This window comes from Bradyrhizobium sp. Ken01 (assembly GCF_055807355.1).
The window spans coordinates 88,014-104,180 of the sequence record NZ_JBVVPC010000012.1; the positions used below are offsets into that span (position 1 = coordinate 88,014).

The 16,167-nt window shown below is 64.2% G+C and carries 15 protein-coding genes; 9 read left to right on the forward strand and 6 right to left on the reverse strand.

Annotated elements, in window-relative coordinates:
* Positions 1-12 precede the first annotated feature (12 nt).
* Together AC0L3S_RS14540 and AC0L3S_RS14545 are read left to right on the forward strand one after the other, a co-directional pair.
* A complete protein-coding gene (locus AC0L3S_RS14540) occupies positions 13-1,200 on the forward strand; it encodes an amino acid ABC transporter permease (RefSeq protein ID WP_473279525.1) in 1,188 nt (395 codons plus the stop codon).
* 2 nt (positions 1,201-1,202) lie between these two features.
* Entirely contained in the window at positions 1,203-2,309 is a 1,107-nt protein-coding gene (locus tag AC0L3S_RS14545) for an amino acid ABC transporter permease (RefSeq protein ID WP_473279526.1), read from the forward strand.
* Between the two features lie 175 nt (positions 2,310-2,484).
* On the opposite strand, the gene AC0L3S_RS14550 is transcribed toward AC0L3S_RS14545, so the two are convergent.
* Both AC0L3S_RS14550 and AC0L3S_RS14555 read right to left on the reverse strand, forming a co-directional pair.
* Positions 2,485-3,903: an amidase gene (locus tag AC0L3S_RS14550; RefSeq protein WP_473279527.1), complete on the reverse strand. Its 1,419-nt coding sequence runs from the start codon at positions 3,901-3,903 to the stop codon at positions 2,485-2,487.
* Positions 3,904-4,029: 126 nt separating this feature from the next.
* Positions 4,030-4,806 carry an SDR family oxidoreductase gene (locus tag AC0L3S_RS14555; RefSeq protein WP_473279528.1) on the reverse strand — a complete coding sequence of 259 codons (777 nt, stop codon included), beginning with the start codon at positions 4,804-4,806 and terminating at the stop codon, positions 4,030-4,032.
* Positions 4,807-4,963: 157 nt separating this feature from the next.
* Here AC0L3S_RS14555 and AC0L3S_RS14560 point away from each other — a divergent pair, with 157 nt between their 5' ends.
* The gene (locus tag AC0L3S_RS14560; RefSeq protein ID WP_247288600.1) at positions 4,964-6,037 is read left to right on the forward strand and encodes a tartrate dehydrogenase; all 1,074 of its coding nucleotides are present in this window, start codon (positions 4,964-4,966) and stop codon (positions 6,035-6,037) included.
* A 194-nt stretch (positions 6,038-6,231) separates the two neighbouring features.
* Here the strand turns inward: AC0L3S_RS14560 and AC0L3S_RS14565 are convergent, their stop codons facing one another.
* The 4 genes from AC0L3S_RS14565 to AC0L3S_RS14580 are packed head-to-tail and all read right to left on the reverse strand — an operon-like array spanning position 6,232 to position 10,441.
* Positions 6,232-7,305, reverse strand: coding sequence for a malate/lactate/ureidoglycolate dehydrogenase (locus tag AC0L3S_RS14565; RefSeq protein ID WP_473279575.1), 1,074 nt, complete (start codon positions 7,303-7,305; stop codon positions 6,232-6,234).
* An 11-nt stretch (positions 7,306-7,316) separates the two neighbouring features.
* The gene (locus AC0L3S_RS14570; RefSeq protein ID WP_473279529.1) at positions 7,317-8,228 is read right to left on the reverse strand and encodes an NAD(P)-dependent oxidoreductase; all 912 of its coding nucleotides are present in this window, start codon (positions 8,226-8,228) and stop codon (positions 7,317-7,319) included.
* 12 nt (positions 8,229-8,240) lie between these two features.
* Complete coding sequence (locus AC0L3S_RS14575) at positions 8,241-9,491, reverse strand: allantoate amidohydrolase (protein ID WP_473279530.1); 1,251 nt, start codon at positions 9,489-9,491, stop codon at positions 8,241-8,243.
* Positions 9,492-9,523: 32 nt separating this feature from the next.
* The gene (locus AC0L3S_RS14580) at positions 9,524-10,441 is read right to left on the reverse strand and encodes a LysR family transcriptional regulator (RefSeq protein ID WP_473264094.1); all 918 of its coding nucleotides are present in this window, start codon (positions 10,439-10,441) and stop codon (positions 9,524-9,526) included.
* A 120-nt stretch (positions 10,442-10,561) separates the two neighbouring features.
* Between AC0L3S_RS14580 and AC0L3S_RS14585 the strand changes: the two genes are divergently transcribed.
* The 6 genes from AC0L3S_RS14585 to AC0L3S_RS14610 all read left to right on the forward strand — a co-directional run bounded on the left by AC0L3S_RS14585 (position 10,562) and on the right by AC0L3S_RS14610 (position 16,143).
* Positions 10,562-11,377: a putative hydro-lyase gene (locus AC0L3S_RS14585; protein WP_007593743.1), complete on the forward strand. Its 816-nt coding sequence runs from the start codon at positions 10,562-10,564 to the stop codon at positions 11,375-11,377.
* An 89-nt stretch (positions 11,378-11,466) separates the two neighbouring features.
* The gene (locus tag AC0L3S_RS14590) at positions 11,467-12,711 is read left to right on the forward strand and encodes an ABC transporter substrate-binding protein (protein ID WP_473279531.1); all 1,245 of its coding nucleotides are present in this window, start codon (positions 11,467-11,469) and stop codon (positions 12,709-12,711) included.
* Positions 12,712-12,865: 154 nt separating this feature from the next.
* Positions 12,866-13,744, forward strand: coding sequence for a branched-chain amino acid ABC transporter permease (locus AC0L3S_RS14595; protein WP_026233279.1), 879 nt, complete (start codon positions 12,866-12,868; stop codon positions 13,742-13,744).
* A complete protein-coding gene (locus AC0L3S_RS14600; RefSeq protein ID WP_007593738.1) occupies positions 13,744-14,727 on the forward strand; it encodes a branched-chain amino acid ABC transporter permease in 984 nt (327 codons plus the stop codon). Before AC0L3S_RS14595 ends, AC0L3S_RS14600 begins: the two co-directional genes overlap by 1 nt.
* A complete protein-coding gene (locus tag AC0L3S_RS14605; RefSeq protein ID WP_007593737.1) occupies positions 14,724-15,455 on the forward strand; it encodes an ABC transporter ATP-binding protein in 732 nt (243 codons plus the stop codon). Before AC0L3S_RS14600 ends, AC0L3S_RS14605 begins: the two co-directional genes overlap by 4 nt.
* Positions 15,439-16,143 (forward strand): ABC transporter ATP-binding protein, encoded by a 705-nt coding sequence (locus tag AC0L3S_RS14610; protein WP_473264090.1) that lies wholly within the window; start codon positions 15,439-15,441, stop codon positions 16,141-16,143. Before AC0L3S_RS14605 ends, AC0L3S_RS14610 begins: the two co-directional genes overlap by 17 nt.
* Positions 16,144-16,167: the final 24 nt, after the last annotated feature.

Genomic DNA, 16,167 nt, shown 5'->3' on the forward strand with positions numbered 1-16,167 from the left:
GATTTTTGTGCTGTGACGTCAGACGCTCCGAGACCGCCGCCGCACCGCCGCTTCTTCGGCGCTTTCGGACAACGCGAGCTGAAAGGCCTGTTCTGGCAGGCCGTGGTGGTCGGGATCGCAGTCGCGGTCATCGTCTTCCTCTGGTCCAACACCGTCACCAATCTCTCCGCGCGCCGCATCACGACCGGTTTTGCATTCCTCGGCCGTGAGGCCGGCATGCCCATCTCCGATAGCCTGCTCGCCTACAATCCGAGAGACTCATATCTCTGGGCCTTCGTCGTCGGCGTCGCCAACACCCTGCGCGTCGCCGTGATCGGAATCGTGCTTGCAACCATCTTGGGCACGGTGATCGGCATCTCGCGGCTGTCGGCCAATTGGCTGCTGTCGCGGCTCGCCGCGGTGTATGTCGAAACGCTCCGCGACATCCCGCTGCTGCTCCAGCTCCTGTTCTGGTACGTGCTGATGCAGGCGCTGCCGGCCGCGCGCGCGGCATGGCGGCCGATCGAGGGCGTGTTCTTGTCCAATCGCGGGTTGATCCTGCCGGCGATTCCGATCGAGACGCCGCAGCTTTGGGTGCTCGGCACGGCAGTGCTCGGGCTCGTCGTGTTCTACGTCATCCGGCGGCGGCTCATCGCGCAGCAGATGCGCGATGGCAAGCCGCGGCCGGCCTGGCCTTTTGTGCTCGGGTTGCTCGTTGTGTTGCCCGCGGCGGTGTCCGTGCTGCTCGGCGTGTCCTGGACGATCGAATGGCCTGAGTTGCGCGGCTTCAACTTCGTCGGCGGACTGACGCTCGCGCCGGAATATTTCGCGCTGCTGATCGCGCTCGTCACCTACACCTCGGCCTTCATCGCCGAGATCGTGCGCAGCGGCATCCAGTCGGTGCCGCGCGGCCAGTGGGATGCCGCCAATGCGCTCGGACTGCGCCGCAGCTTCATGCTGCGGCAGATCATCCTGCCACAGGCGTTACGCGTCATCGTGCCGCCGATGACGAGCCAGTACCTCAACCTGACCAAGAACTCTTCGCTGGCGGTGGCGATCGGCTATCAGGACGTGGTCTCGATCGCCAACACGACGTTGAACCAGACCGGCCAGGCGATCGAGGCCATTGCCTTGATCATGGCGGTGTTTCTGACCATCAGCCTCGGCATCAGCTTCTTCATGAACTGGTATAATTCGCGCATCGCGCTGGTGGAGCGCTGACCATGACGGCGATCGCCGACATTCCGGAAGCACCGCGCGCCGCCCGCCGCCCGCAGATCGGCAATCCGGTGCTGCGCTGGCTGCGCGCCAATTTGTTCTCGTCGATCCCGAACGGCATCCTCTCGGTCGTGTTGCTGGCGGTGCTCGCAAAAGGCCTTTTCAGCTTCGCGCAATGGGGCATCGCCAATGCGATCTGGCTCACCCCGGCGAACGATTCCAGCGCCTGCCGCGCGGTACGCGGCGTCGGTGCATGCTGGGCGATCATCCCCGAAAAATACCGCTTCATCCTGTTCGGCACCTATCCGTTCGACGAGCAGTGGCGGCCGGCGCTGGCGGTACTGCTGTTCATCGCCCTGTTCTATCTCTCCACCCGCCGCGCCTTATGGCGGCGCGAGTTGGCCTATCTCTGGATCGGAGCGCTCGCGCTGATCAGCGTGCTGATGTGGGGCGGCATACTCGGCTTGTCGTTCGTCTCGCAGGACCGTTGGGGCGGCTTGCCGGTGACGCTGATCCTGGCTACCTTCGGTCTGGCCTTCGGCTTCCCGCTCGGCATCCTCGTCGCGCTTGGCCGGCGCTCAAAACTGCCGGCGATCCGCTCCCTCAGCGTGCTCTATGTCGAGCTGATCCGCGGCGTGCCGCTGGTCAGTCTGCTGTTCATGGCGAGCGTGATGTTTCCGCTGTTCATGCCGAACGGATTCAACATCGACAAGCTCCTGCGCGCGCAGGTCGCGATCATCCTGTTCGCTGGTGCCTATCTTGCCGAAGTCATTCGCGGCGGCCTCCAGGCCGTGCCGCGCGGGCAATACGAGGCCGCCGCCGCGCTCGGCCTGTCCTACTGGCGCAAGAACCGGCTGATCGTCCTGCCGCAGGCGATCCGCCACGTCATCCCGCCGCTGGTCAATACCTTCATCGCCTTCTTCAAGGACACCAGCCTCGTCCTGATCATCGGTATCTTCGACTTGCTGACGACGGCCAAGACCGCGATCATCGATCCGGCGTGGCAGCAATTCTCGGTCGAAGTCTACATCTTCATCGCCGGTATCTATTTTGTCTTCTGCTTCGCGATGTCGCGGTATAGTCGGAGTCTGGAGGCGACGGACGGAAGGTGATGCTTCTTCACCTCTCCCCGCTTGCGGGGAGAGGTCGATCGCGAAGCGATCGGGCGAGGGGAAATCTCCGCGAGTTGAACTGCCACCGTCTTCGCGGAAGCAGCCCCTCACCCCAGCCCTCTCCCCGCAAGAGCGGGGCGAGGGGGTCTACCGAGCGCGCTGCGCCTTCCGAGTCCTAATTCTTCACGCGCGGATCAATCGGCGTCGTGCCGCGCACGCCCAAAATATCCTCCAGCACCTTGGCGCCGGCGATCACCTGCGCATCCGCGCGCGGAGCCCCGACGACCTGCAGGCCGACCGGAAGTCCCGATGCGGTGAAGCCGCACGGCAGCGACAGCGCGGGACAGCAGGCGAGCGTGATGGCATAGACGATGCCGAGCCACTCGACGTAATTGTCGAACGTCTTGCCGGCGCATTCGGCGACATAGCGATGCTCGATCGGGAAGGGAGGCACGATCGTGGTCGGTACCAGCAGCAGATCGTAGCTCTTGAAGAACTCGACCGCACGCGCGGTCATGCCGACGCGCTGCGCCTCGGCGCGTTCGAGCTGCTCGATCGTGAGCTTGAGGCCTTCCTCGATGTTCCAGATCACTTCGGGCTTGAGCAGGTCGCGCTTGGTGCGCAACAGATTGGCCTTGCTGATCGCAAAATCGAACGCGCGCAGCACGTGGAAGCACTCATGCGCCTCGCGCCAATCCGGGTGCGCCTCCTCGACGATGGCGCCGGCTTCGGCGAAGCGTTCAGCCGCCTTGCGTGTGATCGCTTTGACTTCGGGATCGACCGGCGTGATGCCGAGATCGGGCGAGTAGGCGATGCGCTTCGGTTTCTTGCCTGATTGTGCCGCTGACAGGAATGAGGTCGCAGGCGCGGGAAGCGACAATGGATCGGCTGCATAGTCGCCACTCATGGCATCGAGCAGCAGCGCGAGATCCTCGACGTTGCGTGCCATCGGACCGACGACGCCGAGGTTACGATCGATGGCTGATTTTGGAGTATGCGCGACCCGGCCGATGCTCGGCCGCATGCCCACGACACCGCAGAAAGCTGCCGGGCTGCGCAGACTGCCGCCCATGTCGGAGCCTTGCGCGAGCCAGGCCATGCCGGTGGCGAGCGCAACGGCCGCGCCGCCTGACGAGCCGGCTGCCGACTTGGACGTATCCCAGGGATTGAGAGTTGCGCCGAACACCTCGTTGAAGGTGTTGGCGCCGGCGCCGAACTCCGGCGTGTTGGATTTGGCGTAGACGACGGCGCCGTTGGCCTCGAGGTTTTCGACCAGGATGTCGGACGTCGCCGGGATGTTGTCCTTGAAGATCGGCGAGCCCTGGGTGTTCAGCACGCCAGCAACATCGGTCAGGTCCTTGATTGGCACCGGCAGACCGGCGAGCAATCCGCGCGCACCCGCCGGATTCCGCATCAGCGCCTTTGCGCTATCCCGCGCGCGATCGAAGCACAGCGTCGGCAGCGCGTTGACCTTGCCGTCGACTTGGCTGATGCGCTTTTCCAGTACATCCAAGAGCTCGAGCGGCGAGACGTCGCCGGACCGCAGCTTGTCGACGACGGTGCAAGCGGTTTCGCGGATCAGGTCTTGAGACAACTATTTTACTCCTGTGCTTGTTCTAGGCTCCGTCATTGCGAGGAGCGAAGCGACGAAGCAATCCAGACTTTTGCCGCAGACACATTTCTGGATTGCATCGCTTCGCTCGCAATGGCGAGGATAGAGTTAACCCCATCCCGCGCTGATGCCGCCGTCCACCGTGTAAATCACGCCGGACGTGTAGCCGGCGCGATCCGACGCCAGGAACGCCATGAGGTCGCCGATCTCGCGCGCATGCGCAGGCCTGCCGAGCGGCAGGCTCTTCTGGAATTCCTTGTAGCGGCTCTCGTCGCCGAACTGGTGTTTTGCCCGCGTCTTCAGCAGGGTGACGTGACGGTCGGTGCCGACAGGGCCGGGATTGATGCCGACCACGCGGATGTTGTCGTTGAGGCTCTTGCCCCCGAGCGCGCGGGTGAAGGCCATCAGTGCGGCATTGCCGGCGCTGCCGCAAATGTAGTTGGCGTCGAATTTCTCGCCGGCGGCGCCGATGTCGTTGACGATCACGCCGCCGCCCTTCGCCTTCATCTGCGCATAGATCATGCGCGTGAGGTTGATGTAGCCGAACACTTTCAATTCCCAGGCGTGGCGCCAGGTCGCCTCGTCGATCTTGTCGATGGAGCCGCCGGGAATGTCGCCGGCATTATTGACGAGGACGTCGATGTCGGCGGCTTCCTTGGCGAGCCGCGTCAAATCCTCGCTCTTACGCAAATCGACGATGCTCGTGGCGGCATCGATCTGGTGCGCCGAGCGCAAGCGCTCGGCCAGAGCCTTGAGCTGATCGCCGTTGCGGGCGGCGAGGAGGAGATGGCAGCCTTCCTCGGCAAAAGCCTCGGCGGCAGCTGCGCCAATACCCTTGGACGCGCCCGTGATCAGGACGCGCTTGCCACGCAGATGCAGATCCATGGGAATAACTCGCAGGAGAGGAACGGGAATAAAATCAGTAGGCGGTCGGCCGCGCCATGGTCAACATTGCAGTGCAGCGTTGCACTGCCGCCGCGTTTGGTCCATTGCAGTGCGGTCAAAAAGGCGGCGGCTGCCGGAGCAATCAAGGACGTTCTCGATGAGCAAGAAACAATACCGGATCGCGGTCATTCCCGGCGACGGCATCGGCAAGGAAGTGATGCCCGAAGGTCTGCGCGTTCTGGAGACCGCGGCGAAGAAGCACGGGGTGTCCCTTCATTTCGATCATTTCGACTTCTCGTCCTGGGACTATTACGAGAAGCACGGCCAGATGATGCCGGACGATTGGAAGGATAAGATCGGCAAGCACGATGCCATCTACTTCGGCGCAGTCGGCTGGCCGGCCAAGATTCCGGATCACGTCTCGCTTTGGGGTTCGCTGATCAAGTTCCGCCGCGAGTTCGACCAATATGTGAATCTGCGCCCGGTGCGGCTGATGCCGGGCGTGCCGTCGCCGCTGGCAAACCGCAAGCCCGGCGACATCGATTTTTGGGTGGTGCGCGAGAACACTGAAGGCGAATATTCCTCCGTCGGCGGTCGCATGTTCCCGGACACCGACCGTGAGTTCGTGACGCAGCAGACGGTGATGACCCGCATCGGCGTCGATCGCATCCTGAAGTTCGCGTTCGAGCTCGCGCAGTCGCGGCCGAAGAAGCACCTGACCTCGGCGACCAAGTCGAACGGCATCTCCATCACCATGCCCTATTGGGACGAGCGCGTGGAGGCGATGGCGAAGAAGTATCCAAGTGTGAAGTGGGACAAGTACCACATCGACATCCTGACTGCGAACTTCGTGCTGCATCCGGATTGGTTCGACGTCGTGGTCGGCTCCAATCTGTTTGGTGACATCCTGTCCGATCTCGGCCCGGCCTGCACCGGCACCATCGGCATCGCGCCGTCGGGCAACATCAATCCCGAGGGCAATTTCCCGTCGGTGTTCGAGCCGGTGCACGGCTCGGCGCCCGACATCGCGGGGCAGGGCATCGCCAATCCGATCGGCGCAATCTGGTCCGGCGCGATGATGCTCGAACATCTCGGCGAAAAGGAAGCCGGCAAGTCGATCGTCGATGCGATCGAGCGCACGCTGGCGGAGCGCACGCTCCGCACCAAGGATCTCGGCGGCAACGCCGACACCACGGCTTGCGGCAAGGCGGTTGCGGACATGGTGGATTAGAGCACTGCTTTCCCTCCCCCCTTGTGGGGGAGGGTGGCTTCGATGCGAAGCATCGAAGACGGGTGAGGGGTTGTCTCCGCGGAGACAGACCTCTCAATTGTGCATTTCTCTTCGCGGAGAGAGACCCCTCATCCGGCGCTTGGCGCCACCTTCTCCCACAAGGGGAGAAGGGAAGAGCCGCGTGCTCTGTCTCACTACTCCGCGAGTTTTTCGATCGCCGCCTCATCGAGCCCGAACGTTTTCCCAGCAAGCAGAATATCCCGCCAAGTGGTCGGATCGACCGGGATGCCTTCCGCGAGCCGCTTCTGCTTCGTCTCGCGCTCGGGCTCGCCGGCGATCTTCACCTTGTCGACGCCGGCGGCCGGAGGTGAGCCCGTGTGCCAGGCGACGAAGCTCTCGACTTCGCGCGCGAGATTCTCCGCGGTGCCGAGCTTGGTCGGATCGATGATGATCGAGAGCATGCCGTTGAGGACGTTGTGCTTGCCATCGGACGGGCCCTTGACCACCTGCCCGCCGGAGAGCGCGCCGCCGAGGATTTCGCACACCAGCGCGAGCCCCGACCCCTTGTGCTCGCCGAACGGCAGGATGGCGCCGTGCGGCGGGATCACGGTGTAGCGCGGGTTGGTGGTCGGCTTGCCCTCGTTGTCGATGATCGTGCCGGGCTCGAGCTCGACGCCCTTGTTGTGGGCGACGCGGGTTTTGCCCTGCGCGATCCTGCTGGTGGCAAAGTCGAGCACGATGGGGTCCTTGCCCGCGCGCGGGATGCCGACGCAGAACGGGTTGGTGCCGTGGCGCCCATCGCTGCCGCCCCACGGCGCCACGATCGGGCGCGAGATCACGTTGACGAAGTGAATCGAGACCAGTCCGTGGTCGATGCACTGCTCGGCCCAGTGGCCGATGCGCCCGATATGGTGCGAGTTGGAGAGGCCCACGAGACACACGCCGTTGTGCTTGGCGCGCTCGGCCGCCAGCTCCATCGCTTCATGGCCGATCACCTGGCCGTAGCCGGTGAGGCCGTCGAGGGTGAGAAGCGGACCGGTGTCGAGCACGATCTTGACGTGCTGGTTCACGGCGAGGCCGCCCGTGGTGACGCTCTGGACATAGCGCGGGATCATGCCGACGCCGTGGGAGTCGTGTCCCTTGAGATTGGCCTCGACCAGATTGGTGGATACGAGCTCGGCCTCGCGGTCCGTGGAGCCGCCGGCCTTGACGATGGCACTGATGGCCTCGATGAGCGGCTGTGCCTTGATGGTGCGATAGTCGGCCATTGTTGGTGCTCTCATCCCTTCACGATCCGGCGGCAGTGCTCCCACGCCGCGCCAATCAGGTTCTCGCTCGCCTCCGGGGTCCGGAACGCCGAATGCGCCGACAATGTCACGTTTGGCAGTTTCGTCAGCGGATGATCGCCGGGCAATGGCTCGATGTTGAAGACGTCGAGGCCGGCATGGCGGATGTGGCCCGACTTCAGCGCATCGATCATGGCGATCTCATCGACAACGGCAGCGCGGGCGGTGTTGATGAGGATGACGCCCGGCTTCATCTTCGCGATCATCTCGCGGGTGATCATGCCGCGCGTCTCGTCGTTGAGCAGCAGATGCAGCGACACGACGTCTGCTCTCGCCAACACCGTATCGAGATCGGCGAATTCCACGCCCGGATAGCTCTTCGGCGAGCGGTTCCAGGCGATCACCTTCATGCCGCTGCCCGAGGCGATGCGCGCGACTTCAGCGGCAATACCGCCGAAGCCGATCAGGCCGAGCGTCTTGCCGGTGAGCTGCATGCCGTCTTCGCGGAGCCAGTTTCCGCTGCGCATCTCGCGGTCCATCATCGCGATGACGCGGGCCGAAGCCCACATCAGCGCGATCGCGCATTCCGCGACCGCCGTGTCGCCGTAGCCTTTGATCAGGTGCACGGAGATGCCGAGCTCGGCGAGCTCCTCCGGGTTCATGTAGCTACGGGCGCCGGTGCCGAGGAACACGACGTGCTTCAGGCCTGCGCACTTCTTTGCGACATCGGTCGGCAGCGCGGTGTGGTCGACGATCGCGATCTCGGCGCCGTCGAGGATTTCAGGATATTGTTCGGGCTTGATGTCGGGATCCCTGTGGATCCGCACCTTGGGATCGCCCGGCTGCTCCAGCCGCTCCATGATCATGGCGAGAGCTTCATTGGCGTCGACGAAAACTCCGCGCATGGTTCTCTCCGGTCAGGATGCGACGCCGGCGATCGCCAGCACCGTGTGCATGAGGACATTGGTGCCCGCGGCGCAATCGGGCTGCGTGGCGTCTTCGAGCTCGTTATGGCTGATGCCGTCCTTGCAGGGCACGAACACCATTGCGGCCGGGATGATTGTGTTGAGGTTGCAGGCATCGTGGCCCGCGCCGGAGGTGATGCGGCGAGAGGAGTAGCCGAGCGTCTTTGCCGCGTTCTCGACTGCCGCAATCAATCTGGGATCGAAATGCGTCGGCGGCTTGCGCCAGACCAGGTCGATCGTCACCTCGACCTTGCGGCGTGCGGCGATCTCGGCAATCGCGCTGCGAAGATCGCGATCGAGAGCATCCATGATCGCGCCATCCGCACTGCGGCAATCCATCGTGAAGGCGATCTCGCCGGGAATGACGTTGCGCGAGGGGTTTGCAATCACGGCCTCGCCGATGGTGCCGACTGCCTTCGGCCCGTGCTTCCTCGCAATGGCCTCCATCGCCAGCACGATCTCGGACAGGGTCGCCAGCGCATCGCGCCGCAGCGGCATCGGCGTCGATCCGGCATGGCTTTCGAAGCCGGAAATCCTGCCGTCGTACCAGAGCACGCCCTGTCCGGAATCGACCACGCCGATGGTCTTTCCTTCGGCTTCCAGGATCGGGCCCTGCTCAATGTGCAATTCGACGAAGCAGCCGAGCTTCTGGAAGCCGACCGGCTTGTCGCCGCGATAGCCGATCCCGTCGAGCGCCTGGCCGACGGTGGTGCCGTCGGCGTCCTTGCGCGACAGGATGTCGTCGGTGGTGAAGTCGCCGACATAGGCGGCGGAGGCCATCATCGCGGGAGCGAAGCGCGAGCCCTCTTCGTTGGTCCAGTTGACGACGCAGATCGGCGCCTCGGTCTCGATCCCGGCGTCGTTCAACGTGCGGATCACTTCCAGCGCACCGAGCGTTCCCAGAATGCCGTCATACTTGCCACCGGTGGGTTGCGTGTCGAGATGCGAGCCGATGCCGACGGGCGGCTTCGACATGTCGCGTCCCTTGCGCAGGCCGAACTGCGAACCGAGCGCATCGGTGTGCACCTCTAAGCCAGCGTCCTCGCAGGCCTTGCGGAACCAGTCGCGCACCTGCTTGTCCTCGGCGCTCAGCGTCAGCCGCCGCACGCCGCCCTTGGCCGTCGCGCCGAACTGCGCGGTCTCGTGGATGGAGCCCCAGAGGCGGGCGGAATCGATTTGCAAATTGGTGGCGGCTCGGCTCATGCGGTCAGTCTCTCAGTAATCCGGCGCCTGTTTCAATGACGCGCCGGCGCGGGCGCGTCAACTGTAAGGCTGCCCTGCGCAATCTGACATGCAAGCTCTGCGACCCGTTCCACCGCCACGACATCGGGCGAGGCGAGCCAGCTGGCGGTGAATGTCAGCGGCGCGATTTTGAGATCGGTGTCGAGCAGTTGCAGCCGCCCGTCTGCGAGCTCGCTCTCGACGATGGCGTCGGGGATCACGGCAATGCCGAGGCCCTCGACCGCCATGTGAATCACGGTCGCAAGCGAGGCGGAGGCGTGCAGCCGGATCGGCGGCAGCTCCGGCCGGTCGAACACCTCGCGCACGACCTCGTAAGGCTTGGTCTTGCGCGGGAAGGTGATGATCGGAAAGCGCGCGAGATCCGCCGGCGTCACTGGACCCTTGCCGAGCCCGAGCGAAGGACTCGCCAGAAAGCCGATCGGATAGTCGGCGAGGACGCGGTTGTGCACCCCGGAGGCTGAGAGCGGACCGACGACGAAAGCAAGCTCGATTTCCTGCGCAAGCAGGCGCGCGGTCAGGTTCGGCGTGATGTCGACCTCGATCTCCAGCGACAGGTTCGGGTAGACTTCGTTCATGCTCTTTACGAGCCGCGGCAGCCAGGTGTGCACAATGGTTTCGGCGACGCCGAGCCGCATCACGCCGCGCATCGCCGAGCGGTCGCCGATCTCGGCGATCATCGCGGCGCGCAGGCCGATCAGCTTCTCCGCATAGACCATCATCTGCCGGCCGCTTGGCGTCGGCGAGGCCACGCGGTGGTCGCGGTTCAACAGCTTCACCCCCATCTCGCGCTCGAGCTGGGCGATGCGCTGCGAGATCGCCGGTTGGGTCGTGTTGAGGCGTGCTGCGGCGCCGCGAAAGCTGCCGAGCTTCACAACCCAAAGGAACGTCTCGATCGATCTGAAGTCCAGCATTGGAGGGATTTTCCTGCCCGATAAAAGAAATTTATCGATATTGATTAGAAAGGAAGATTAGACTTTATAGCACGCGTGGTGTTGGCTTGTCTTTGTCGAGTTTATAGGCAGGTCGATCTCATGACTGTTTTGGTGGCAGTGCAGCAAACTGAAACGCCCGACACCCTCCCGAGCCGCAAGGCGCGGCTCGCCTACCGCGAGGGGCTGGTCGCCTCCACTGCCGGCGTGGCCCCCGGCTTCGTCCAGGGCAATCTGGCGATCCTGCCGGCCGAATATGCCGGCGCCTTTCATCGCTTCTGCCAGCTCAATCCCAAGCCGTGCCCGATCATCGGCATGTCCGACGTCGGCAGCCCGCACATCCCCGCGCTTGGCGCCGATCTCGACATCCGCACCGACGTGCCGCGCTATCGCGTTTGGCGCGACGGCGAAGTCGTGGACGAGCCGACCGATGTGACAAAGCATTGGCGCGACGATCTCGTGACCTTCGTGCTCGGCTGCTCGTTCTCGTTCGAAGAGGCGCTGCTCGACGAGGGCATGCCGATCCGCCACATCGAGCACAATGTGCGCGTGCCGATGTATCGCACCAACATCGCCTGCGGCGAGTCCGGTCCCTTCGCCGGCCCCATGGTGGTGTCGATGCGTCCGTTCAAGCCGGCGGATGCAATCCGTGCAGTGCAGATCACCTCGCGCTATCCGGCCGTGCACGGCGCGCCCGTGCATCTCGGCCATCCGCATCTGATCGGCATCAAGGACATCGCCAAGCCGGACTACGGCGATCCGGTGCCGGTCGCCGACGATGAGATCCCGGTGTTTTGGGCCTGCGGCGTGACGCCGCAATCAGTCATCAACGCCGCAAGGCTGCCGTTCGCGATCACGCATTCGCCGGGCCTGATGTTGGTGACGGATCTCAAGAACAGGACCATGGCCGTGATTTAGTGGGCAGCGTTTGCTGCTTCTTCGAGCTTTACCGCATCCACCAATCGCTTCATTCGATCAGCCGAAATTCAGTAACAGGGGACTTTGCCATGACGATCACTCGCCGCGACGTATTGTTGGGAGCCACCGCTACGGCCGCGCTGTTGCCGCTGGCAGCACGCGCACAGGCTTCGGAAGTCGTGATCGGCGTGATCTATCCGTTCTCCGGCGGCAGCGCACAGCAGGGCGTCGACGCGCAGAAGGCGTATGAGACCGCGCTCGAGGTCATCAACAAGGACACCGATTTCGACCTGCCGCTGGCCAAGGGCGCGGGCCTGCCGGGTCTCGGCGGCGCCAAGGTCCGCCTCGTTTTCGCCGACCACCAGGCCGATCCGCAGAAGGGCCGCGCCGAGGCCGAGCGCCTGATCACGCAGGAGAAGGTCTCCGCCATCATCGGCACCTATCAGAGCGCGGTCGCCGTCACCGTCAGCCAGATCTGCGAGCGCTACCAGATCCCGTTCGTCTCCGCCGACAACTCCTCGCCCAGCCTGCACCGTCGCGGCCTGAAATATTACTTCCGCGCCGCTCCGCACGATGAGATGTACTCGGCCGCGATGTTCGACTTCTTCGACGCCTTGAAGAAGAAGGGCACCAAGATCGAGACGTTGTCGCTGTTCCACGAGGACACCATCTTCGGCACCGATTCCGGCAACGCCCAGGCCAAGATCGCCGGCGAGCGTGGCTACAAGATCGTCTCCGACATCAAATATCGCGCCAACTCGCCCTCGCTCTCGGCCGAGGTGCAGCAACTCAAGAGCGCGAACGCCGACGTGCTGATGCCCTCGAGCTACACCACCGATGGCATCCTGCTGGTGAAGACCATGGGCGAGCTCGGTTACAAGCCGAACGCGATCGTGGCGCAGGACGCCGGCTTCTCCGAGAAGGCGCTCTACGACGCCGTCGGCGACAAGCTCGAAGGCGTGATCTCGCGCGGCACCTTCTCGCTCGACCTCGCGCAGAAGCGCCCGATGGTCGGCAAGATCAACGAGATGTTCAAGACGCGGTCGGGCAAGGATTTCAACGATCTCACCTCGCGTCAGTTCATGGGCCTGATCATCCTCGCCGACGCCATCAGCCGCGCCAAGTCGACCGACGGCGAGAAGATCCGCGACGCGCTGGCTGCCACCGACATCCCGGGCGAGCAGACGATCATGCCCTGGAAGCGCGTCAAGTTCGACGAAATGGGCCAGAACAACGACGCCGACCCGGTGCTGCTGCAATATGTCGGCGGCAAGTTCGTCACCATCTTCCCGCCGCAGGCCGCGATCGCCGAGGCGATCTGGCCGATGAAGTAAGACACGGCGAGCGGGAGCACAGATCGTAGCTCCCGCCCTCATCCTGAGGAGCGGGCGCGCAGCCCGCGTCTCGAAGGACGAGGGCTGGGCCATCCTTCGAGACGCGCGCGGTGCGCGCTCCTCAGGATGAGGACGTAGTTCGGGGGACAGACTTTTGACAGCCCAAACCATTATCCAAAGTCTCGCGAGCGGCCTTCTCATGGGCCTGCTCTACGGACTGATCGCCGTCGGTCTCGCGCTGATCTTCGGCCTGATGGACGTCGTGAACTTCGCCCATGGCGAGTTCCTGATGATCGCGATGTATGTGAGCTTCTTCCTGTTCACGTTCTTCGCCATCGACCCCTTGCTGTCGGCCCCGCTGGTGGCCGCCGCGCTGTTCGTATTCGGAGCGGTCGTCTATTTGTTGATCGTACGCTTCGCCATGCGGGCCAAGGCCAATGCCGGCATGGTGCAGATCTTCTCCACCTTTGGCCTCGCCATCGTGATGCGCGGCCTCGCGCAATTCTTCTTCACGCCCGATTATCGCAGCGTTCCGCAGTCCTGGCTCGGTGGCAAGACGATCTCGATCGCCGGCGTCTTCCTGCCCGAGCCGCAGCTCATGGGTGCGCTGGTTTCGATCCTGGCCTTTGCCGGCCTCTACTTCTTCATCCATCGCACCGATTTCGGTCGCGCTCTGGAGGCCACCCGTGAAGATCCCGGCGCGGTGGCCCTCGTCGGCATCGACAAGAATCGCGTGTTCGCGCTCGGCTGGGGGCTTGGTGCCGCGCTGGTCGGTCTCGCCGGAGCGATCATGGCGAGCTTCTTCTATATCTATCCCGACGTCGGCGCGTCCTTTGCGCTGATCGCCTACGTCACGGTCGCGCTCGGTGGCTTCGGCAGCGTGTTCGGCGCTTTCGCCGGCGGGATCATCGTCGGTCTCGTCGAGGCCACCACCGCGCTGGTGCTGCCGCCGTCCCTGAAATCGGTCGGCATCTACGCCGTCTACCTGCTGGTCGTCTTCATCCGGCCGCGCGGCCTGTTCGGATCGATGTGATGGACAAGGATTTTGCCGCGCGGCGCCGCCGCGACCTCATCATCGCTGCGGTGCTGACCGCCCTGGCGGCGCTCGCGCCGCTGTTCATCAAGGACGTCTACGTCCAGAACATCCTGATCCTGACCTTGATGTATGCGGCGCTGTCGCAGAGCTGGAATATTCTCTCCGGCTATTGCGGACAGATCTCGCTGGGACATGCGCTTTATTTCGGCATCGGCGCCTACACCACCGAGCTGCTGTTCACCAAGTTCGGCGTACTGCCATGGTTCGGGATGCTCGCCGGCGGCGCAGTCGCGGCCGCGATCGCGATGGGGCTCGGCTATCCCTTCTTCCGCCTGCGCGGCCATTATTTCGTGATCGCGACCATCGTCATCGCCGAGATCGGGCTGCTGCTGTTCCAGAACTGGGAATGGGCGGGGGCCGCGATGGGAATCACCATTCCGGTGCGCGGCGACAGCTGGCTGAAATTCCAGTTCATGCGCAGCAAGCTGCCGTACTTCTATTTTGCACTGGTGCTGTGCAGCCTCGCCTGGTTCGTCACCTGGTGGCTGGAGGACTCCAAATGGGGCTTCTGGTGGCGCGCGGTAAAGGACAATCCGGAAGCGGCCGAGAGCCTCGGTGTCGTCGTGTTCAACTCCAAGATGGGCGCGGCTGCCGTCTCCGCTTTCCTCGTGGCCATCGGCGGCGCTTTCTATGCGCAGTTTCTCGCCTATATCGATCCTGAAAGCGTCATGGGCTTCCAGTTCTCGCTGCTGATGGCGTTGCCGGCCGTGCTCGGTGGCATCGGCACCCTCTGGGGGCCCGTGTTGGGGGCGGCCATCCTGATCCCGATGACGGAGCTGACGCGCTCCTATATCGGCGGCTCGGGCCGCGGCGTCGACCTGATCGTCTACGGCACGCTGATCGTGCTGATTTCGCTCGCCCTGCCGCAGGGTTTGGTGAGCCTGTTCTCTCGTGCGAAGCGGAAGGGAGCCACGCGATGACCCCGCTGCTTGAAACCCGCGGCGTCTGGCAGCGGTTCGGCGGCCTCGTCGCCAACAGCGACGTCTCGATCTCGGTCGGCCGCGGCGAGATCGTCGGCTTGATCGGCCCCAACGGCGCCGGCAAGTCGACCCTGTTCAATCTCATCGCCGGCGTGCTGCCGCCGACGCAAGGCTCGATCTGGTTCGACGGCGAGGATGTCACCAGCATGCCGGCCGCCGAGCGCTGCCAGCGCGGCGTCGGGCGCACCTTCCAGGTCGTCAAGAGCTTCGAGACTATGACCGTTATCGACAACGTCATCGTCGGCGCTCTCGTGCGCAACACCGTAATGCGCGAGGCCCGCCGCAAGGCGCATGAGGTGCTGGAGTTCACCGGTCTTGCCGCGCGCGCCAACGTGCTCGCGAGCGACCTCGTGCCGGCCGAAAAGCGCCGCCTCGAAGTCGCGCGTGCGCTTGCGACCGAACCAAAGCTGCTGCTGCTCGACGAAGTCCTCACCGGTCTTACGCCGACCGAAGCGCAGACCGGTGTCGCGCTGGTGCGCAAGGTGCGTGACGCCGGCATCACCGTGCTGATGGTCGAGCACGTCATGGAGATCGTGATGCCGCTGGTCGACCGAGCCATCGTGCTCGACCTCGGCAAGGTGCTGGTCGAGGGCAAGCCCACTGAAATCGTCCGCGATCCCAAGGTGATCAGCGCATATCTGGGAGATCGTCATGCTGTCGGTGCGTGAAGTCACGACCGCCTATCAGGGCCTGGTCGCGATCTCCGCGGTCAGCATTGAGGTCGCCAAGGGCGAGATCGTCTGCGTCGCCGGCGCCAACGGCGCGGGCAAGTCGACGCTGCTCAAATCCATCGCCGGCGCCGAGCGCCCGCGTTCGGGTACGGTGACGTTCGACGGCAAGCGCCTCGACGGGATGGCGCAGCATCATATCACGGCCACGGGCATCGCCTATGTGCCGGAGAACCGCCGCTTGTTTCCGCGCCTCTCCGTGCGCGACAATCTGCGCCTCGGCAGCTATCTCTACCGCGGCGAGGCCGACCGCGAGAGTCCGCTCGATCTCGTGTTCCAGCTGTTTCCGCGCCTCTCCGAGCGCCTGGAGCAGCGCGCCGAGACGCTAAGCGGCGGCGAGCAGCAGATGCTCGCGATCGGCCGTGCGCTGATGACGCGCCCGCGGCTGTTGATGCTCGACGAACCCTCACAGGGCATCATGCCGAAGCTTGTCGACGAGATCTTCCAGGCTGTGAAGCACATCCGCGATGCCGGCATGACCGTGCTGATCGTGGAGCAACGCATGGCGGAGTGCCTCGAGATCGCAGACCGCGCCTACATCCTGCAAACCGGCCGCGTGCTGATGCAGGGTGCGGCAAGCGAGATCAAGGGCAATCCGGACGTGCGCAAGGCGTATCTGGGGCTGTAGCCGCGAAGTGTTGGGCACGCTCGC